We start from the raw sequence: 18,807 nt of genomic DNA, 5'->3' as shown, positions 1-18,807 counted from the left end.
GCCGGGGCTCGAGGTCAGGCGAGGAGTTCGTTGGTGTAATAGCTGGAAAAATCCGGCTTTTCCTTGAGGGCTGCGCCATTCGCATCGACCAGAATGCCGTTCTCGACCAGGAAGCCGCCGATGCCTTCGGCCTTTGCCGGGTCGAGCGTGCCGATCACCCCGGTCTCGGACCTCAGGAAGTGCCCCTCGATCAACGCCTTCTGGGAAGCCTTGACCAGTTCCGTGTTCATCAGCGCGCCGTTGCTTCCCGATATCAGCAGCTCGCAGGCTTCGTCGGGATGGTCGACGGAATAGGCATAACCCTGGCGCGTCGCCTGGATGAAGGCGCGGGCATGTTCGCGGCTTGCCGAGAGATAGGCGTCGCTGGAGACGATGACCGTCGTCTGCTCGTCGGGAATGCCGTAATCGGAATAGTGGAAGCGGCCGATCTTGCGCTTTTCCAGCTCGGCGGCGATGCCTTCCCAGGTGTAGATTTCGAGGGTGAAATCGATCGAGCCATTGTCCAGCGCCTCGTAGGCGGAGGTGCCGAGGGTGACGGTGTTGACCTCGCCCTTGCCGCCATCATTGCGGATCATCGCCGAGACCAGCGCGCTTTCCCAGGTGCCGCCAAAGCCGCCATAGGTCTTGCCGTCGAGATCTTTAGGGCTCTTGATGTCGTCGCGCCCGCCCTTGAAGATCAGCCGTGCGGTTTCTGTCTGGACGACGCCGTAGACCATCTTCACGTCGCCGCCGCCGGCGCGCTGCGTGATGGCCTCGATCTCGCTGCTGATGCCGAAATCGGCGACGCCGTTGGACACCAGCGTTCCGGCGCTGGCATCGGCAAAGGGAAGGATGTCGACATCGAGGCCGGCGGCTTCATAGAAGCCCTTCGCCTTGGCGACATAGATGCCGATATGGTTGGTGTTGGGCGTCCAGTCGAGCGCGATGCGGACCTTTGCGGGCGCCGATTGGGCGAAGGCGGAGCGGCCGGCGAGGCTTGCCGCGATGGCGGCGAAGATCGTCTGGCGACGGGTGAGAAGCAGCATGGTGACCTCCTCAGGTCTTGAGAGCATGATGCCGAAAAATGTGAGCGGTTTTCGGCATCATGCTCTAACTCTTTAAATGAGAACAGGATTCGGATTTTAGGCCGACCGGCCTGAAATCATCCTGTTCCAGCGGATGCAGCAGGGTTTGCAGGATTTCGGTTTCGATCGCCTGGGCCGCCGCCGAGCCGAGATCGGCAATGCTTCTCGGGCGGGGCAGAGGAACGTGGAATTCGCGTATGATACGCGCCGGACGGGCCGAAAGCACGTAGATGCGGTCGGAGAGGAATACGGCTTCCCGGACGTCGTGGGTGATCAGCAGCGCCGTCCAGCGGTGTTCGGTCCACATGCCCTGCAGCCATTCCTGAATCTGCATGCGGGTCAGCGCGTCGAGCGCGCCGAAAGGCTCGTCGAGCAACAGCATGTCCTGGCTCTGCACGACGGTGCGCAGCAGGGCGGCGCGCTGGCGCATGCCGCCCGATAGTTCGGAGGGATAATGGCGTTCGAAGCCGGCAAGACCGAAACTTTCGAACAGCGACGCCACGGCGGCGCGGGCGGCCCGGCGGCTCATGCCCCGCACCTCGAGGCCGAGTGCCGCATTGTCGATGATCCGGCGCCAGGGCATCAGCGCATCGCGCTGCGGCATGAAGGCGAAGGAATGCGGCGCCTGTTCCAGCGGCGCGCCGTTGAAAAGCAAGGCGCCGGAATCGGCACGCAGCGCCTGCGTCAGCAATCGCAATATCGTCGATTTTCCGGAGCCGGATGGGCCGACGATCGAAACGAACTCACCGTTCGCGACGGTGAGCGAAATATCGCCCAGAACCTGCATGCCGTCGAAGGACTTCGAAATCTTGCGCAGTTCAACCATTGCATCGCTCATCGGCGCCGCTCCCCGGATGGCTGCCAGGGCATGACGAGGCGCTCGATCAACAGCGTCAGCCCGAAAAGGCAGAGTGTCAGAACGGCGCTGACGAGGACGGCGGCGAGCACGAGGTCGGGACGGAAATTGTTCTTGGCGTTGAGAATATAAATGCCGAGGCCGCGGGCGGCACCGGCATATTCGGCAAAGATCGCGCCGACGACGGCATAGGTGATCGAGATCCTCAGGCCGGCGAAGAAATAGGGCAGCGCAGAGGGAAGCCGAGCCAGGCGGAAAATCCGCCAGCGGCTTGCCTTCATCGAGTTCAGCAATTCGGCGATGTCGCGGTCGGTCGATTCATAACCCTGCAGCAGGGCGACGAGCAGCGGAAAGAAGGTGACGAGCGCCACCAGCAGGATCTTCGGCACGAGACCGAAACCGAACCAGAGGACGACAAGAGGGGCGATTGCCACCAGCGGCAGGGTCTGACTGGCGATGAAGACCGGCAGCAACGCCCGGCGCATGAAGGGCATGAAATCCATGAGGATCGACGCGGCGAAGGCGAAGGCAAGCGACAGCGCGAAACCGCCAAGTGTCGCCCCAAGCGTCGGCCAGGTGTTCGCTATCAGCGCCTCGCGGTTCAACCAGCCCTGGATGACGATGCGCGAAGGCGCCGGCAGGATCGACGGTTTGATGCCGGAGAGATCGACATAGATTTCCCATGCCGCCAGAAAGGCGCAGCCGGCGAGAAAGGCGGGCATGCCCCGGATGAGAGCGGCGAGGAGTGCGGCAAGGCGCGAATCCGATGGTTGCGACGATGTCATCAGCGTTCGATTTCAGCGTCGCTCTCGATGCGCAGCCGGTTGCGATAGGGATCGGGCGCCTTGATGGCATCGAGAATGATGCCGACGAAACTGCCGGACATCGGATAGAGTGATATTTGTGCGCCTGAGAACATCCGAACCTCGCTCCGCTGGCATTACCCAGATCAGCTTTGAAGGGTCCGGACGCTTGCGCCTCACATCTCAGCCCCGGCGATACGGAGCTCCCCTGTTAATCGGCGCGGAAATTATCACCGGGGTTTTCTTCCCGCAACCGCAAAATTGCCGACCCGTCCGCGTGGCCGGGATGAGGCTGGCATGATGGGAAAACACCCGGACGGAGGTCCTGTCCGGGTGTCCCCAGAGGTTCCGTACCTGCCGGGAACGGAACCGCAGCCCTCTGCCTCAGGCAGCGATGTCGGCATAGGGACGATCGCTCCGCGCGGCAATCAGCGCCCGGGTCCACCATTCCAGCTGCGCCATCATCCGGTCGAGCGCGTGCAGGGCGTCGCTCGGGTCATGAAGCCGTCCGGCCGCGTCGAAGCGGTTCCATGGCGCGGAAAAGCTGACCGAATCGCGGATGGTGACGGCGTGCAGTTCGGCAAAGACGAGGCGCAGCTGCTCGACCGCGCGCAGGCCGCCCGATATGCCGCCGTAACAAACGAAGGCGACCGGCTTGCCCTGCCATGGCTCGAAAAACAGATCGATGGTCGATTTCAACGACGCGGTGAAGCTGTGATTATATTCCGGCGTGACGATGATGAAGGCGTCGGCCATGCCGAGCCGCCCGGCGAGCCTGTCGATTTCAGGATGCGCCGTTTCACGGCTGGACGGCAGCGCAAATTCGAGCGGGTCGATGATGTCGATATCGAATTGCGGGAAGCGGGCGCTTTCCCCTGTCAGCCATTTGACCACCCTCTCGCAGATGCGGCCCTTTCTCGTACTTCCGTAGATCACCGCCAGCCTGATGGATGTTTTCATGCGTTGCTCCTCTCGCGATTGGGCTTTACGACCGCTGGAGCAAGCGTTATAAAACCTCAACTAATCTTGAGGTCAAGAGGCGATGGAGACAATTCCTACAGTGCCGCTCGGCAAGCTCCTGACGGTCGGCGAGGTGGCTGAGCGCAGCGGCCTTGCCGTCTCGGCGCTGCATTTTTACGAAACCAAGGGACTGATCTCCAGCATTCGCAGCCGTGGCAACCAGCGCCGCTACGGGCGCGACGTGCTTCGCCGGCTCGGGATCATCAAGGTGGCGCAGCGTGTCGGCATTCCGCTTGCGGAAATCCAGGCCGCGTTCGAATCGCTGCCGCAGGGACGCACGCCGACGGCCACCGACTGGCAGACGCTGTCGGCCCGCTGGAAGGACGATCTCGACGCGCGAATCAGCCAGCTCAGCCTGCTGCGCGACCGCCTGACCGGCTGCATCGGCTGCGGTTGCCTGTCGGTCGATAGCTGTCCGCTGCGCAATCCCGGCGACCGGCTCGGCAAAGAAGGGCCGGGGGCTCGGCTTCTGGAGGCCGAAAGCTAAGCCTGGCCTTGCCGGAACCAAACGCCCGCGGAAAGATCGATACGCGCCTTTCTTTCGGCCGGCGCGCTCATATGTTAAGGGCGAATGGCGCAACCGGCGGCATTGTCCGCTCGGCATGTCGCGCAAAAGTGCGCAGCAGTTTTGCGATCAAAACCAAAGACCTGGATGATTTTTGGGCCGGGTCGGCCTAAATCTGAATCCTGTTCTAAATTCTAGAGTTGGAGCATGATGTCGTCCGAAAACCGCTCACATTTTTCGGCGTCATGCTCCAGGAGGACGGCTTCGTGTTTCATCCCAGACTGTTCGAAAATCGCAATGTCGTCGTAACCGGCGCCGGCCGCGGCATCGGCCTCGAAGTCGCCCGGCAGTTTCTCGACTGCGGCGCCAAGGTGATCGTCCATACCGGGCGGAAGCCCGGACGCGACCTGCCGGATTTCCTGCTGACGGCTGAAACCGAAAGACGGGCGCTGCTGCTGCATGCCGATTTTTCCGCCGTCGGCGGAGCGGCGCAATTTGCAGAAGATGTTCTTGCTTTCTTCGACAGGGTGCATGTGCTCGTCAACAATGCCGGCACCATGCTTGGCCGGTTTCCCGCCGCCACGCTGACCGACGCCGAATATGAGGCGGTCATACGGCTCAACCAGACATCGGTGGTGGCGCTGACGCGCGCCTTGCTGCCGGCATTGAAGGCCGCCGAGGGCGCTGCCATCGTCAACACCGTCTCGATTTCGGCGCTGACCGGCGGCAGCCCCGGCTCCTCGATCTATTCGGCCTCGAAAGCCTTCGTTGCGACCTATTCCAAGGCGCTCGCCCGGGAGCTTGCCCCGGATGCAATCCGCGTCAACTGCGTCTCTCCGGGAACGATCGAGACGGATTTCCACGAGCGCTATTCCTCCCGCGAAAAGCTGGAGCAGACCAGAAAATCCATCCCGCTACAGCGGCTCGGCACGGCGGAGGATTGCGCTCCCGCCTATCTGTTCCTGGCGGCTCCCTCGCTGTCGGGATACATTACCGGCCAGGTGGTCGAGATCAATGGCGGACAGCTTATCTGCTGATTTACTGAGACCTTTTTTGGTATTTCATCATTATCGGCGAATTCGCTTCTATGAATATGCTATTGTGCTGAACTATTTCACCGCCGCCCTTCCGAGATATCGAATGCCGTTGCCTAAACCGGAGCCGGGAATGACCGGCCAGGAATTGCACAAACTCGCTGGAAAAGCCCATGAGGCGAGCGATCTGTTGAAAGCTTTGGCGCATCACACCCGACTTCTGATCCTCTGCATCCTGGCGAAAGAGGAGCGGACGGTCGGTGAGATCGAAAATATTCTCGGCATACAGCAGGCGATGGTCTCGCAGCAGCTTGCGCGTTTGCGGCTCGAAGGCCTGGTCAATACGCGCCGCCAGGGCAGGCTGGTCTATTACAGCATCGGCAATGTCAGCGTGCTTGCCTTCCTCGAATCGCTGTTCGATCTTTTTCCGATTGCAGAAAATCTTTAAAGCCCGTCGGGCAAAACTGTGCGGTGGTCTTGAGAACCGCCCTTGCGGAGCACGGCTGCTGCGTCGAAGATAAGGGGATGATCGACAAGCTGGAATTCTTTATCGCCCTTGCCAATGAAAAGCATTTCGGCCGTGCCGCCGAGGAGTGCGGGATTTCGCAGCCGACGCTTTCGGCCGCCATCCGCCAGCTCGAGGATCAATTGGGCGTCATGCTGGTGCAGCGCGGTTCGCGGTTCCAGGGGCTGACGCCGGAGGGGCAGCGCGTGCTCGAATGGGCCCGGCGCATCGTCGGCGACGCCCGCACCATGCGCGAGGAGATGCGCGCCGCCCGCCGCGGCCTTTCCGGCCATATCCGCCTCGCCGCTATCCCGACGGCGCTCGCCATGCTTTCGCGCATCACCACGCCCTTTCAGGAACGGCATCCCGGCGTGACCTTCTCAATCGTCTCGCGCAATTCGCTGCAGGTGCTGAGCATGCTCGAAAACCTCGAAATCGATGCCGGCATCACCTATCTCGAAAACGAGCCGCTCGGCCGTGTCACGAGCGTTCCGCTCTATGCCGAGCGTTATCATCTGATCACGGCCGCAGGCAGCCCGCTGTCCGATCGCGACAATGTGACCTGGAAGGAGGTCGGCGATCTTCGGCTTTGTCTATTGACCGCCGACATGCAGAATCGCCGAATCATCAATCGGCATCTGACGGAGGCAGGCGCGAGCGTGCATCCGACGCTCGAATCCAATTCGATGATCGTGCTGTTCTCGCATGTCAGGACCGGGCGTTGGGCCAGCATCATGCCGCGCAATGTTGCCATATCTTTTGGTTTTCCGGTGGAAATCCGCATGATTCCGATCGTCGAGCCGGAGGCTCATCATCTTGTCGGCCTTGTCGCGCCTTATCGCGAGCCCTTCACGCCGCTCGTGTCGGCCTTGCTGCACGAAGCCCGAGTGCTCGTGCAGGACGAGGAACTTTGATAGAAAAAATCTATCAACTGACAAGACAGCGTTATTGATCGCCAGCGGCTTCCTTGCGATGCTGCCCGAGGAATAGCACTTGGGCTGGGGAGGCCGCCATTCCGCAACGAGCAAGCCGTCGGGAGGGCTGCCTTATGACCATTCATATCGCCGAAGGCGATATTGCCGCGCGCACTCGTGCCATTATCGCCGATCTTCGCTTCCTTGAAGGGCCGCTGCTTCCCATTCTGCACGAGGTTCAGGACGAATTCGGCTATATCCCGCAGGAAGCCGTGCCTGTGATCGCGGAGGAACTGAACCTGTCCCGCGCCGAGGTGCATGGCGTAGTGACCTTCTATCATGATTATCGCGACCATCCGGCCGGCCGGCATGTGCTGAAGCTCTGTCGTGCCGAGGCCTGCCAGTCGATGGGCGGCGATGCGGTGGCCGAGCGTGTCAAGACGCTGCTCGGCATCGATTTTCACCAGACGACGCTCGACGGCAGTGTGACGCTGGAGCCGGTTTACTGTCTCGGTCTGTGCGCCTGCGCCCCGTCGGCGATGCTCGACGGCGAGGTCTATGGCCGGATCGACGATCAGACGGCGGCCGAACTCGTTGCGGAGGCACGCCGATGAGCGTCAAGGTTTATGTTCCGCGCGATGCCGCTGCGCTGGCGCTCGGGGCCGAAAAGGTGGCAAAGGCGATTGCCCAGGAGATCGCCGCCCGCGGCCTCGATGCCGAGATCGTGCGCAACGGCTCGCGCGGAATGTTCTGGCTGGAGCCGCTCGTCGAGGTCGAGGTCGCCGGCAGGCGTATCGGCTACGGACCGGTGAAGCCGAGGGATGTGCCTGCATTGTTCGATGCGGGGATCGTCAATGGCGGCGACCACCCGCTCTGTCTCGGGGAGGTTGAAGACCTCCCGTTCCTGAAGGAACAGACCCGCCTGACTTTCGCCCGCTGCGGCGTCATCGATCCGCTTTCGCTTGCCGATTACGAGACGCATGGCGGCCTTGCCGGCCTTCGCCGCGCCGTTGCGATGACATCAGCCGAAGTCGTCAAGGAAGTCACCGATTCCGGCCTTCGCGGCCGTGGCGGTGCGGGTTTCCCCACAGGCATCAAATGGAAGACCGTTCTCGATGCGGTCGGCGACCGCAAATATATCGTCTGCAATGCCGATGAGGGCGACAGCGGCACCTTTGCCGACCGGATGATCATGGAGGGCGATCCCTTCGTGCTGATCGAGGGTATGGCGATCGCGGGACTTGCGACCGGCGCCACCAAGGGTTTCGTCTATACGCGTTCGGAATATCCGCATGCGATCGCTGTGATGAGCGAGGCTGTCGGTACCGCCCGGCAGGCAGGGATTCTCGGCCCGTCGGTGCTCGGCTCGGGCCGCGCCTTCGATATCGAGGTGCGCACCGGCGCCGGCGCCTATGTCTGCGGCGAGGAGACGGCCCTGCTGAACAGCCTCGAAGGCAAGCGCGGCGTCGTGCGCGCCAAGCCGCCGCTGCCGGCGCATAAGGGGCTGTTCGACCGTCCGACCGTCATCAACAACGTGATCTCGCTCGCTTCCGTGCCTGTGATCATGGAGAAGGGTGCTGCCTTCTATCGCGATTTCGGCATGGGCCGCTCGCGCGGCACCATTCCGCTGCAGATCGCCGGCAATGTCAGATATGGCGGTCTTTACGAAACCGCCTTCGGCCTGTCGCTCGGCGATATCATCGACAGGATCGGCGGCGGCACGGCGACGGGACGACCGGTCAAGGCGGTGCAGGTCGGCGGACCGCTCGGCGCCTATTTCCCGCGGGCACTGTTCGACACGCCGTTCGATTACGAAGCTTTCGCCGCCAAAGACGGGCTGATCGGCCATGCCGGCCTCGTCGTCTTCGACGACACCGCCGATATGCTGAAGCAGGCGCGTTTCGCCATGGAATTCTGCGCCGTCGAAAGCTGCGGCAAGTGCACGCCCTGCCGCATCGGCTCGACGCGCGGCGTCGAGACGGCCGACAAGATCGCCCATGGCATCGAGCCGGAGAAGAACCGGGCGCTGCTCGCCGATCTCTGCAACACGATGAAATTCGGCTCGCTCTGCGCGCTCGGCGGTTTCACGCCTTATCCTGTCATGAGCGCCATGACGCATTTCCCGGAAGATTTTTCGCCGGCGCCGATCGCGGAGGCGGCTGAGTGATGATCTTCCAAGCCCCATGCCGTGACCTGCTCAATTCCATTTCCGTACAGGAGGCCGACCATGTCTCTCATCCATGAAATCGACTACGGCACTCCCGCTTCGACATCGGAGGTGATGGTGACGCTCACCATCGATGGGCAGCAGATCAGCGTGCCGGAGGGCACCTCGATCATGCGCGCTTCGATGGAGGCTGGCATCGAGGTGCCGAAGCTCTGCGCCACCGACATGATCGATGCCTTCGGTTCCTGCCGGCTCTGTCTCGTCGAGATCGAGGGCCGGGCCGGTACGCCGGCCTCCTGCACGACGCCGGTGGCGGCCAACATGGTGGTGCACACGCAGACGGGACGGCTGAAAGATATCCGCCGTGGCGTGATGGAGCTTTATATTTCCGACCACCCGCTCGACTGTCTGACCTGTGCTGCCAATGGTGATTGCGAATTGCAGGACATGGCGGGCGCCGTCGGCCTGCGCGACGTGCGCTATGGCTATGACGGCGACAACCATGTCAGGGCGCGCAACAATGGCGAGATCAATCTGAAATGGACGCCGAAGGACGAGTCCAATCCCTATTTCACCTTCGATCCTTCCAAATGCATCGTCTGTTCGCGCTGCGTGCGCGCCTGCGAGGAGGTGCAGGGCACTTTCGCGCTGACGATCGAGGGGCGCGGTTTCGGCTCCAAGGTTTCCTCGGGTGCACATGAAGCCTTCATCGATTCCGAATGTGTCTCCTGCGGCGCCTGCGTCCAGGCCTGCCCGACGGCGACGCTGACGGAAAAGTCGGTGATCGAGATCGGCCAGCCCGAACATTCGGCCATCACCACCTGCGCCTATTGCGGCGTCGGCTGTTCCTTCAAGGCGGAAATGCGCGGCGAGGAATTGGTGCGCATGGTGCCGTGGAAGGACGGCCAGGCCAATCGCGGCCATTCCTGCGTCAAGGGCCGCTTCGCTTACGGTTATTCCACCCATAAGGACCGTATCCTCAACCCGATGATCCGCGAAAAGATCAGCGATCCCTGGCGGGAGGTCAGCTGGGACGAGGCCTTCGCGCATGTGGCGTCGGAGTTTCGCCGCATCCAGTATCAATATGGCCGCGACGCGGTCGGTGGCATCACCTCGTCGCGCTGCACCAATGAGGAAACCTACCTCGTGCAGAAGCTGGTCCGGGCCGGCTTCGGTAACAACAATGTCGATACCTGCGCCCGCGTCTGCCATTCGCCGACCGGCTACGGCCTCGGCCAGACATTCGGCACGTCGGCCGGCACGCAGAATTTCGACAGCGTCGAGCAGTCCGATGTCGTCGTCATCATCGGCGCCAACCCGACCGACGGGCATCCGGTATTCGCCTCGCGGCTGAAGAAGCGGCTGCGCCAGGGCGCCAAGCTCATCGTCATCGATCCGCGCCGCACCGATATCGTCCGGTCGCCGCATGTCGAGGCCTCCTATCACCTGCCGCTGAAGCCCGGCACCAATGTCGCTGTCATGACGGCGCTGGCGCATGTGATCGTCACCGAAGGGCTCTATGACGAGCGCTTCATCCGCGAACGCTGCGACTGGTCGGAGTTCGAGGACTGGGCCGCCTTCATCGCCGAACCGGCGCACAGCCCGGAGCAGACCGAGATCTTCACCGGCGTGCCGGCGGCGGATCTGCGTGGTGCGGCACGGCTCTATGCCAAGGGCGGCAACGGCGCGATCTATTACGGTCTCGGCGTCACCGAACATAGCCAGGGCTCGACCACCGTCATCGCCATCGCCAACCTGGCGATGGCGACCGGCAATATCGGCCGTCCGGGCGTCGGCGTGAACCCGCTGCGCGGCCAGAACAACGTGCAGGGCTCGTGCGACATGGGCTCCTTCCCGCACGAACTGCCGGGCTACCGGCATATTTCCGACGATGCGACGCGCGATATCTTCGAAAAGCTCTGGGGCGTGAAGCTCAACAACGAGCCCGGCCTGCGCATTCCGAACATGCTGGATGCGGCGGTCGACGGCTCCTTCAAGGGCCTCTACGTCCAGGGCGAGGATATTCTCCAGTCCGATCCCGATACGAAACATGTCGCCGCCGGCCTTGCGGCGATGGAATGCGTCGTCGTGCAGGATCTGTTCCTCAACGAGACCGCCAATTATGCCCATGTCTTCCTGCCGGGCTCGACCTTCCTCGAGAAGGACGGCACCTTCACCAATGCCGAGCGCCGCATCAACCGCGTGCGCAAGGTCATGACGCCGCGGAACGGCTATGGCGATTGGGAAGTGACGCAGAAGCTTGCCCAGGCGATGGGGCTCGACTGGAACTACGCCCATCCGTCGGAGATCATGGACGAGATCGCCGCGACCACGCCGAGTTTCGCGCTTGTAACCTACGACTATCTGGACAAGATGGGCTCGGTGCAGTGGCCCTGCAACGAAAAGAACCCGCTCGGCTCGCCGATCATGCATATCGATGGCTTCGTGCGCGGCAAGGGCAAGTTCATCCGCACCGAATATGTGGCGACCGACGAACGCACCGGGCCGCGCTTCCCGCTGCTGCTGACGACTGGCCGCATCCTCAGCCAGTATAATGTCGGAGCGCAGACGCGGCGGACCGAGAATGTCGTCTGGCACGGGGAAGACCGGCTGGAAATTCACGCGCATGATGCCGAACAGCGCGGCATTCGCGACGGCGACTGGGTGAAACTCGTCAGCCGCTCCGGCGATACGACGCTGCGGGCACTGATCACCGATCGTGTTGCGCCCGGCGTCGTCTATACCACCTTCCATCATCCCAATACGCAGGCGAACGTCATCACCACCGATTTCTCCGACTGGGCGACGAACTGCCCGGAATATAAGGTGACGGCGGTGCAGGTCTCGCCCTCCAACGGGCCGAGCGACTGGCAGATGGAATATGACGAGCAGGCACGGCAATCGCGCCGCATTGCCGGCAAGCTCGAAGCGGCGGAGTGACAATGCGGGAGTGGGCTGGTGTCGGCGAGGCCTCCCCCTCTCCCCTCGGGGAGAAGGTGCCCGAAGGGCGGATGAGGGGGCGGTTCGGCAAATGCGAACTCACTTCGGCTCGTTCGTTCGCTCCTATCGTCGCTCACCCCCTCATCTGCCCTGACGAGTATCGCCCGGGGTCGAGCCGCGGGTCTCGACCCGTCCTTCGGACCCCCGCTGGGGAGAAGGGGGAGCGTGCAGCATGACTTTCCCGACCACCGCCCGCGCCCCCGAAACCGCTCGTCGCAACGGTCTCATGCACAGCGGTTCGCGCATCGTGCCGGAGGAAGTGCCGATCGCCTTTTCCTATGGCGGCAGCTCGCATGCGGTGATGATGGCCACACCCGCCGATCTTGAGGATTTTGCCGTCGGCTTCAGTCTGACCGAAGGTATCGTCACCAGCCGAGCCGAAATATCCGGCATCGAAATCGTCGCGGGCGAGCAGGGGATCGATGTGCAGGTGAGCCTCGTCGATGACGTCGCCGATCGGCTGCGGGCACGACGCCGCAGCATGGCGGGGCCGGTTGGTTGCGGGCTCTGCGGCATCGAATCGATCGAACAGGCGGTGCGGCCGGTGCCGGACGTCTCGGCATCGTCGCTCTCGTTGTCGCATGCCGATATCGTCAGCGCCGTTTCCCTTCTGAACGAGGCGCAGCCGCTGCATCGCGAAACACGGGCAGTGCATGGCGCCGCCTTCTATCGTCCCGGCCGGGGCCTCACTGCCGTGCGCGAAGATGTCGGTCGTCACAATGCGCTGGATAAGCTCTGCGGCGCCGTCATCGGCGCTGGCGAAAGAGGCGGGGACGGCGCCGTCGTCGTTACCAGCCGGCTTTCGGTCGAGATGGTGCAGAAGGCGGCGATCCTCGGCAGCCCCGTGCTGATTGCAATATCCGCACCGACGGCTCTGGCCATCCGCACGGCCGAAGAGGCCGGCATGACGCTCGTCGCGCTGGTGCGCGGCGAGGATTTCGAGATTTTCACCCACCCGCACCGCATCTCGCCCGGAAACATCGCCGATGTCGCATGATACCAAGTCCAAGCTCGTCTATATGGCAAACCAGATCGCCACCTTCTTCAAGAGCCAGCCGGCAAGCGAGGCCGTGGAGGGGGTCGCCAATCACATCAACAAATTCTGGGAGCCGCGCATGCGGCGGCAATTGTTCGAAATTCTGGAGACGGAGGAAAACGGCCTGGATGCGCTCGTGCTCCAGGCCGCTCCCATGATCCGCAAACCGGCGGCGGAGGCCAACCAAGTCCGGTAATCACGATCGGTGCGCGGGAGGGCTACGCCAAGGCGATGCTTGCCTGGGCAGTCGTCGGCATTCCCCGCTCTGGCGCGTCTGGGTAGCGTTGAAGGCGACCTTGGCGCTGTTTGGCTGAGATATCAAAACGCGCCGCATGGATCTCATGCGGCGCGTTTGTCTTAATAAAGCCCGGGTAATCAAGAAGTGCGGCCTCGCGGCGGCACTGCAAATGGGGAGGGGTGATGGATCAGAACTCTTCCCAACTCTGCGCGGCTGCCGCCGCCGCGCCGTGCGCCTTTGCGACACGGGAGACGAGATGCAACGCCGGTGAGGCTATCTGTCTGGTCTCGGGCCGGCCAGCGGTCTGAGCCTGGCCCGGTAGACGGAACCTTGCCAGCAGCTCACGCAGCGTCTCGGCTTCCCTGGCAAGGCTATGGCTGGCAGCGGTGCTTTCCTCGACCATGGCGGCATTCTGCTGGGTTGCCTGATCCAGCGTGTTGACCGCCTGATTGATTTCCTTGAGGCCGGTTGCCTGTTCCCTGGAGGCTTCGACAATGGCGGAGATATTGCCGTCGATATCGCCCACCTGGGCGACGATCTCCTCGAGCGCCTTACCGGTCTGGCCGACGAGGCCGACGCCGTTCTTGACGAGATCGCTCGACGTATTGATGAGTGCCTTGATCTCTTTGGCTGCCTTGGCGGAGCGCTGGGCGAGTTCTCTCACTTCCTGGGCAACCACGGCGAAGCCCTTGCCGGCTTCGCCGGCACGGGCCGCCTCGACGCCGGCATTCAGCGCCAGAAGGTTGGTCTGGAAAGCGATTTCGTCGATGACGCCGATAATGTTGGTGATCTCGCGCGAGGATTGCTCGATCTGATCCATGGCGACGACGGCGTTGCGCACCACGACGCCGGACTGTTCGGCGCCCTGCCTTGTCATGCCGACGAGGCGGCCCGCCTCATCGGCCCGGCGGCTGGAATCATTGACGGTGGTGGTGATCTCCTCCAGCGCGGCCGCCGTTTCTTCGATCGATGCAGCCTGCTGCTCCGTCCGCGTGGAGAAGGAATCGGCCGATGCGCCGATCTCGCGCGAGCCGGCGGCGATCGCGCCGGCATTCTCGCCGATCGTCTTCATTGTTTTGGCCAGACCACTGATCGTCGTGTTGAAATCGTGGCGCAACTGCTCCATCGAGGGAACGAAGGGCGTGTCCACCGTCCTTGTCAGATCGCCTTCGGAGAGATGGCGCAGCGCACCGCCGAGCTGGGAAATCGCGCTCATGCGCTGGGTGACGTCGGTTGCGAATTTCACGACCTTGTAGACTTTGCCGTCGGCATCGACGATCGGGTTGTAGGCCGCCTGGATCCAGATTTCGCGGCCGCCCTTGCCGAAACGAACGAATTCGTTGGCGATGAATTCGCCGTCGGCAAGACGCCGCCAGAAGTTGCGGTAATCTTCGGTGTTGACATGGGCAGGATCGCAAAAGATGCTGTGATGCTTGCCGGCAATCTCGGCGAGCGAATATCCCATGGCCTGACAGAAATTCTCATTCGCCGTCAGGATTTCGCCCTTCGGGGTGAATTCGATGACCGCCTGCGAGCGCGAAATGGCCTCAAGCTTGCCGGAATCCTCGATTGCCTTCCTCTTCGTGGCGGTGACGTCGGTCGCGAACTTCACGACCTTGAATGGCTTTCCGCCTTTTGAAACAGGATTATAGGAAGCCCGGATCCATATCTCCCGGTTGCCCTTGCCAAGACGCTTGTAAGCGCCGGCATCATATTGTCCGCGTCCGAGCCGCGCCCAGAATTCGCGGTATTCTGCGGTTGCGGTATAGGCCGGTTCGCAGAACATGCTGTGATGCTTGCCGACGATCTCGTCCAGCCGGTAACCCAGCGTGTTGCAGAAATTCTCGTTCGCGGAGAGGATATTTCCGTTGAGATCGAATTCGATGATCGCCTGCGATTTCGAAATGGCTTCAAGGATATATTTCGAATCGGAAGATAGACCAAACATTCCTGTCCCTCTGAATGTATCGTTTCTGCTGCTTCGGCCGGGAAGACGAAGCGGGTCGGACGAGGAATGCCGGTCGTGAGAAGACAAGCGGTATCAGGCTGTCATTCCCGAGAGATCGGCGGAAAACGTGTCATCCTTCAGTATCCGATGATGGCAGGACGTGGTTAATTTCCGGTATAAAAGCTGTTGCTAATTATCGGTTGTCAAATTTAATTGCCGCATCCGAAGATTGTTTTCGACGAACAATAAAAAAACCGCCCGGCCGGGCGGTTTTGATAGGCGAATGATAGTGGCCAAATCAGGCCGCCAGTTCATCCGTCTCGTTTTCCTTGAACATCTTGGCAAGGTTCAGGAAGCAGATCATGCCGTTTTCCGAAGCAATGATGCCTTCGCAGAATGCGCGGTCGAAGGAGGCCGTCACCTCAGGCACCGGCTGGACCTGGCTGGAGGAGATGGTGAGAATATCCGAGACGCGGTCGACGAGCATGCCGATGACCATGTTGTGAACTTCGGCGACGACAATGGCGCTGCGCTCGTTGGCGACGGTGCTCTTCATGCCGAGCTTATAGGCGAGGTCGATGATCGGGATCACCGAGCCGCGCAGGTTCATGACGCCGATGACGTCGGCCGGCGAATGCGGGATCGGCGTCGAGGGCGCCCAGCCGCGGATTTCGCGGATGGTTGTGGTCTTGACGCAAAATTCCTGATCATGCAGGCGGAAGGCAATGATTTCGAGCGTATCGCCGCTGAAGCTAGTGGAATTGATCGTGGCCATTAGAATTCTTCCCAACTGTCGTAAGCCAAAGCAGAAGCGGCTGCGCCACCATTGGCGCTGACAAGCCTTGCCTTCACACCACGCGATGCTTTGCGCTCGGCGAAGCATCGTTACGGTTACGACGACATTAGCGAAAGAGTGTTGCCCAAATCTAAATCGGGAGCTGCTTTGCGAAGGTTTTCAGCCCCGATTTACGTCAGCCTATGGTCTTTTCGATCTCTGAGACCGCCCAATGCACCTGTTCTCTGGTGATGACCAATGGCGGGGCGAGGCGAATCGTATGGTCGTGGGTATCCTTGGCGAGCAGGCCGCGCTCTTTCAGCGCATGACAATATTGCCGGGCGCCGCCGGCTTCAGGCTCCAGCTCGATCGCCATCATCAGCCCGCGGCCGCGCACCTCCCTGACGATGTTCGAGCGGATCGACCCGAGGCCTTCGAGGAAATAGTCGCCCATATCAGCGGCGTTTTCGATCATGCCTTCTTCCGTCAGCACCTTGAGGGCGGTGCGCGCCACCGCGCAGGCGAGCGGATTGCCGCCGAAGGTCGAGCCGTGCTGGCCCGGCTTCAACACGCCGAGAACCTCGGAATTCGACAGTACGGCCGACACCGGATAGAAGCCGCCGGACAGGGCCTTGCCGATCAGCGTCACGTCGGCCTCGATACCTTCGTGTTCCTCGGCGAGCAGCTTGCCGGTGCGGCCGAGGCCGGTCTGGATCTCGTCGAGGATGAGGGTGACGTTGTTATCGGTGCAGAGCTCGCGGATGCGGGTGAAATAACCGGCCGGTGGGATGATGACGCCGGCTTCGCCCTGGATCGGCTCGATCAGGGCGGCGACCGTATTGCCGTTGATGGCGGCCTCGAATGCTTCGGCATCGCCGAAGGGGATGGTGCGGAAGCCGGGCGTATAGGGACCGAAGCCGGTGCGGGCGTCGGGATCGGTGGAGAAACTGATGATGCTCAGCGTGCGGCCGTGGAAATTATCGGCGCAGACGATGATCTCCGCCTGTCCTTCCGGCACGCCCTTGACCTCGTATCCCCATTTGCGCACCGCCTTGATGGCGGTCTCCACGGCTTCGGCGCCGGAATTCATCGGCAGGATCTTGTGCGAGCCGGTCAGCGCCGCAAGCTCTTCGTAGAGATGAGCGAGCTGGTCGTTGCGGAAGGCGCGGGAGGTGAGTGTCAATCTGCCGGCCTGCTCGACCATGGCGGCGAGGATTTTCGGGTGGCAATGGCCCTGGTTGACGGCGGAATAGGCCGAGAGGCAATCGAGATAACGATTGCCGTCGGTATCCCAGACATAAACACCTTCACCGCGCGTCAGCACCACATCGAGCGGCTTGTAATTGTGGGCGCCGAGCCGCTGTTCCGTGGCAATCAGTTTTTCCGATGTGTTCATGGCTGTTTTCCCTCCAGAGTATCATGCCGAAACCCGTCTTATGCGGCGCGGGTTGGTCGATCGAAGATGCGGCGGCCGAAGAGGCTTGCCGTCAATTCCACCAGGATGCGGGCGCTTTTGCCGCGATCGTCGAGAAACGGATTGAGTTCGACCAGATCGAGCGACGAGACGAGGGCGCTGTCGGAAAGCATTTCCATGACCAGATGCGCCTCGCGGAAGGTCGCGCCGCCAGGCACCGTCGTGCCGACGCCGGGGGCAATCTCGGGATCGAGGAAATCGAGGTCGAGGCTGACATGCAGCAGCCCGTTCGCCTTGGTCACGACGTCGAGGATCTCACGCATGATGGCGCCGATGCCTTGCTCGTCGATGGCGCGCATATCGAAGACATTGACGCCGTGTTCGTGGATTTCCTCGCGCTCGCGCGCATCGACCGAACGAATGCCGACCTGGAAGACATTCTTCGGATCGACGAAGGGGCGGTCCTTCGGCAGGATCTCGGCGAACTCCGCCTCGCCGCAGAAAAAGGCGACGGGCATGCCGTGAATATTGCCCGAAGGGGAGGTCGCCGGAGAATTGAAATCCGCATGGGCATCGAGCCAGAGCACGAAGAGCGGGCGGCCTTTGCTGGCGGCATATCGCGCCATGCCGGAGACGCTGCCCATGGACAGGCTGTGGTCACCGCCGAGAATCAGCGGAAAACGGCCGGAGGCGGCAACGTCATGGACGCTGCTTTCGAGCGCACGGGTGAAGGCGCCGACAATCCTCAGATTGTGGGCCTTCGGATGGTTCGGCAGGTCCATTGCCGGCACGATCCTGAGATCGCCGAGATCGGCGACGTCATGGCCAAGCTCGATCAACGTCTGATCGACGCCGGCGATCCTCAGCGCCGCCGGTCCCATGGCAGCGCCTCTTCGGCCGGAGCCTTCTTCCAGCGGCGCGCCGATAAGGGTGACAGATCGCGATTGAGCATTCATTTCGAGGGCTCCGTTTTGAGGCCTGTTTTGGCCGATAGTGGGATAAAGCGCTGACGGCAAAAAGATGGAAAAATGTCAGAAATGGACTATGATTGCGCAAATTGATAAACCACTTTTGACAAAGTGATCGGCGTGGATGATCTCGATACCGAACTTCTGAGTGCGCTTCGCCACAATGCCCGGATTTCCGTGTCGTCGCTTGCGGCGATGACGGGCGCATCGCGGGCTACGGTCGCCGCCCGGATCGACCGGCTGGTCGCCAGCGGCACCATCGTCGGCTTTACCATCCGCACCGGCCATGAGACGCGGTCCGCCGGCGTACGCGCCATCGTCATGATCGAAGTGCTCGGCAAGCTCGCCGACCGGGTGGCCGATCAGCTGCGCGGCCTGCCGCAGGTGCGCGCGCTGCACAGCACCAACGGCAAATGGGATTTCGTCGCCGAACTCGAGGATCGCGATCTCGCCTCCTTCGACGAAACGCTGCGCCGCATCCGGCTGATCAACGGCATCAATTCGACCGAGACGAATATTCTCTTGAAGACGAGCAAGACCGGGTTCTAGCGCGTTGTCAC

At 62.0% G+C, this 18,807-nt stretch carries 18 protein-coding genes, 1 pseudogene and 1 riboswitch; of the genes and pseudogenes, 10 read left to right on the top strand and 9 right to left on the bottom strand.

What is annotated here, in order from left to right:
- Positions 1–14 precede the first annotated feature (14 nt).
- From RHEC894_RS20245 to RHEC894_RS20225, 5 genes and pseudogenes are all read right to left on the bottom strand, one after another.
- Positions 15–1,025 carry an ABC transporter substrate-binding protein gene (locus tag RHEC894_RS20245; protein ID WP_085738605.1) on the bottom strand — a complete coding sequence of 337 codons (1,011 nt, stop codon included), beginning with the start codon at positions 1,023–1,025 and terminating at the stop codon, positions 15–17.
- Positions 1,026–1,089: 64 nt separating this feature from the next.
- Entirely contained in the window at positions 1,090–1,902 is an 813-nt protein-coding gene (locus RHEC894_RS20240) for an ABC transporter ATP-binding protein (RefSeq protein WP_085738604.1), read from the bottom strand.
- Positions 1,899–2,705 (bottom strand): ABC transporter permease, encoded by an 807-nt coding sequence (locus tag RHEC894_RS20235; protein WP_085738603.1) that lies wholly within the window; start codon positions 2,703–2,705, stop codon positions 1,899–1,901. The genes RHEC894_RS20240 and RHEC894_RS20235 overlap by 4 nt, the downstream gene beginning before the upstream one ends.
- A 17-nt stretch (positions 2,706–2,722) precedes the next feature.
- Positions 2,723–2,839 (bottom strand): annotated as a pseudogene (locus tag RHEC894_RS20230) (HMP/thiamine-binding protein); the annotation flags it as partial.
- Positions 2,830–2,943, bottom strand: a riboswitch (TPP riboswitch). Its footprint overlaps the pseudogene before it by 10 nt.
- 164 nt (positions 2,944–3,107) lie before the next feature.
- Entirely contained in the window at positions 3,108–3,683 is a 576-nt protein-coding gene (locus RHEC894_RS20225) for an NAD(P)H-dependent oxidoreductase (RefSeq protein ID WP_010066412.1), read from the bottom strand.
- 82 nt (positions 3,684–3,765) lie between these two features.
- Between RHEC894_RS20225 and soxR the strand changes: the two genes are divergently transcribed.
- The 9 genes from soxR (at position 3,766) to RHEC894_RS20170 (ending at position 13,100) form a co-directional block, all read left to right on the top strand.
- A complete protein-coding gene (soxR, locus tag RHEC894_RS20220) occupies positions 3,766–4,230 on the top strand; it encodes a redox-sensitive transcriptional activator SoxR (protein WP_085738601.1) in 465 nt (154 codons plus the stop codon).
- 284 nt (positions 4,231–4,514) lie between these two features.
- Positions 4,515–5,285: an SDR family oxidoreductase gene (locus tag RHEC894_RS20210; protein WP_085738599.1), complete on the top strand. Its 771-nt coding sequence runs from the start codon at positions 4,515–4,517 to the stop codon at positions 5,283–5,285.
- A gap of 103 nt (positions 5,286–5,388) precedes the next feature.
- Positions 5,389–5,730: a metalloregulator ArsR/SmtB family transcription factor gene (locus RHEC894_RS20205; protein ID WP_085739070.1), complete on the top strand. Its 342-nt coding sequence runs from the start codon at positions 5,389–5,391 to the stop codon at positions 5,728–5,730.
- Positions 5,731–5,807: 77 nt separating this feature from the next.
- Positions 5,808–6,701: a LysR family transcriptional regulator gene (locus RHEC894_RS20200; protein WP_085738598.1), complete on the top strand. Its 894-nt coding sequence runs from the start codon at positions 5,808–5,810 to the stop codon at positions 6,699–6,701.
- A 134-nt stretch (positions 6,702–6,835) separates the two neighbouring features.
- Positions 6,836–7,315: a formate dehydrogenase subunit gamma gene (locus RHEC894_RS20195; RefSeq protein WP_085738597.1), complete on the top strand. Its 480-nt coding sequence runs from the start codon at positions 6,836–6,838 to the stop codon at positions 7,313–7,315.
- Positions 7,312–8,868 carry an NADH-quinone oxidoreductase subunit NuoF gene (locus RHEC894_RS20190; protein ID WP_085738596.1) on the top strand — a complete coding sequence of 519 codons (1,557 nt, stop codon included), beginning with the start codon at positions 7,312–7,314 and terminating at the stop codon, positions 8,866–8,868. Before RHEC894_RS20195 ends, RHEC894_RS20190 begins: the two co-directional genes overlap by 4 nt.
- A 60-nt stretch (positions 8,869–8,928) precedes the next feature.
- Complete coding sequence (fdhF, locus tag RHEC894_RS20185; RefSeq protein WP_085738595.1) at positions 8,929–11,808, top strand: formate dehydrogenase subunit alpha; 2,880 nt, start codon at positions 8,929–8,931, stop codon at positions 11,806–11,808.
- 232 nt (positions 11,809–12,040) lie between these two features.
- Entirely contained in the window at positions 12,041–12,865 is an 825-nt protein-coding gene (gene fdhD, locus RHEC894_RS20175; protein WP_085738593.1) for a formate dehydrogenase accessory sulfurtransferase FdhD, read from the top strand.
- Complete coding sequence (locus RHEC894_RS20170; RefSeq protein ID WP_003567166.1) at positions 12,855–13,100, top strand: formate dehydrogenase subunit delta; 246 nt, start codon at positions 12,855–12,857, stop codon at positions 13,098–13,100. The genes fdhD and RHEC894_RS20170 overlap by 11 nt, the downstream gene beginning before the upstream one ends.
- Before the next feature lie 229 nt (positions 13,101–13,329).
- Here the strand turns inward: RHEC894_RS20170 and RHEC894_RS20165 are convergent, their stop codons facing one another.
- The 4 genes from RHEC894_RS20165 to rocF form a co-directional block, all read right to left on the bottom strand.
- On the bottom strand, positions 13,330–15,090 hold the full coding sequence (locus tag RHEC894_RS20165) for a PAS domain-containing methyl-accepting chemotaxis protein (RefSeq protein WP_085738592.1): 1,761 nt from the start codon (positions 15,088–15,090) through the stop codon (positions 13,330–13,332).
- Between the two features lie 298 nt (positions 15,091–15,388).
- Positions 15,389–15,865, bottom strand: coding sequence for a chemotaxis protein CheW (locus RHEC894_RS20160; RefSeq protein WP_029868938.1), 477 nt, complete (start codon positions 15,863–15,865; stop codon positions 15,389–15,391).
- A gap of 196 nt (positions 15,866–16,061) precedes the next feature.
- Entirely contained in the window at positions 16,062–17,261 is a 1,200-nt protein-coding gene (rocD, locus tag RHEC894_RS20155; protein WP_085738591.1) for an ornithine--oxo-acid transaminase, read from the bottom strand.
- Between the two features lie 38 nt (positions 17,262–17,299).
- On the bottom strand, positions 17,300–18,235 hold the full coding sequence (rocF, locus tag RHEC894_RS20150) for an arginase (RefSeq protein ID WP_085738590.1): 936 nt from the start codon (positions 18,233–18,235) through the stop codon (positions 17,300–17,302).
- A 123-nt stretch (positions 18,236–18,358) separates the two neighbouring features.
- Here rocF and RHEC894_RS20145 point away from each other — a divergent pair, with 123 nt between their 5' ends.
- Entirely contained in the window at positions 18,359–18,796 is a 438-nt protein-coding gene (locus RHEC894_RS20145) for an Lrp/AsnC family transcriptional regulator (RefSeq protein WP_184473097.1), read from the top strand.
- Positions 18,797–18,807: the final 11 nt, after the last annotated feature.

The sequence above is a fragment of the Rhizobium sp. CIAT894 genome, assembly GCF_000172795.2.
Classification (GTDB): domain Bacteria; phylum Pseudomonadota; class Alphaproteobacteria; order Rhizobiales; family Rhizobiaceae; genus Rhizobium.
The sequence above is the reverse complement of the archived record's forward strand: the minus strand, read 5'-3'. Positions and strand labels throughout refer to the sequence as shown.

Bases quoted from the DNA above. Each gene is read 5' to 3' on its own strand.
- RHEC894_RS20245 (WP_085738605.1), bottom strand. From the start codon at position 1,025: ATGCTGCTTCTCACCCGTCGCCAGACGATCTTCGCCGCCATCGCGGCA.
- RHEC894_RS20240 (WP_085738604.1), bottom strand. From the start codon at position 1,902: ATGAGCGATGCAATGGTTGAACTGCGCAAGATTTCGAAGTCCTTCGAC.
- RHEC894_RS20235 (WP_085738603.1), bottom strand. From the start codon at position 2,705: ATGACATCGTCGCAACCATCGGATTCGCGCCTTGCCGCACTCCTCGCC.
- RHEC894_RS20225 (WP_010066412.1), bottom strand. From the start codon at position 3,683: ATGAAAACATCCATCAGGCTGGCGGTGATCTACGGAAGTACGAGAAAG.
- soxR (WP_085738601.1), top strand. From the start codon at position 3,766: ATGGAGACAATTCCTACAGTGCCGCTCGGCAAGCTCCTGACGGTCGGC.
- RHEC894_RS20205 (WP_085739070.1), top strand. From the start codon at position 5,389: ATGCCGTTGCCTAAACCGGAGCCGGGAATGACCGGCCAGGAATTGCAC.
- RHEC894_RS20200 (WP_085738598.1), top strand. From the start codon at position 5,808: ATGATCGACAAGCTGGAATTCTTTATCGCCCTTGCCAATGAAAAGCAT.
- RHEC894_RS20195 (WP_085738597.1), top strand. From the start codon at position 6,836: ATGACCATTCATATCGCCGAAGGCGATATTGCCGCGCGCACTCGTGCC.
- RHEC894_RS20190 (WP_085738596.1), top strand. From the start codon at position 7,312: ATGAGCGTCAAGGTTTATGTTCCGCGCGATGCCGCTGCGCTGGCGCTC.
- fdhF (WP_085738595.1), top strand. From the start codon at position 8,929: ATGTCTCTCATCCATGAAATCGACTACGGCACTCCCGCTTCGACATCG.
- fdhD (WP_085738593.1), top strand. From the start codon at position 12,041: ATGACTTTCCCGACCACCGCCCGCGCCCCCGAAACCGCTCGTCGCAAC.
- RHEC894_RS20170 (WP_003567166.1), top strand. From the start codon at position 12,855: ATGTCGCATGATACCAAGTCCAAGCTCGTCTATATGGCAAACCAGATC.
- RHEC894_RS20165 (WP_085738592.1), bottom strand. From the start codon at position 15,090: ATGTTTGGTCTATCTTCCGATTCGAAATATATCCTTGAAGCCATTTCG.
- RHEC894_RS20160 (WP_029868938.1), bottom strand. From the start codon at position 15,865: ATGGCCACGATCAATTCCACTAGCTTCAGCGGCGATACGCTCGAAATC.
- rocD (WP_085738591.1), bottom strand. From the start codon at position 17,261: ATGAACACATCGGAAAAACTGATTGCCACGGAACAGCGGCTCGGCGCC.
- rocF (WP_085738590.1), bottom strand. From the start codon at position 18,235: ATGAATGCTCAATCGCGATCTGTCACCCTTATCGGCGCGCCGCTGGAA.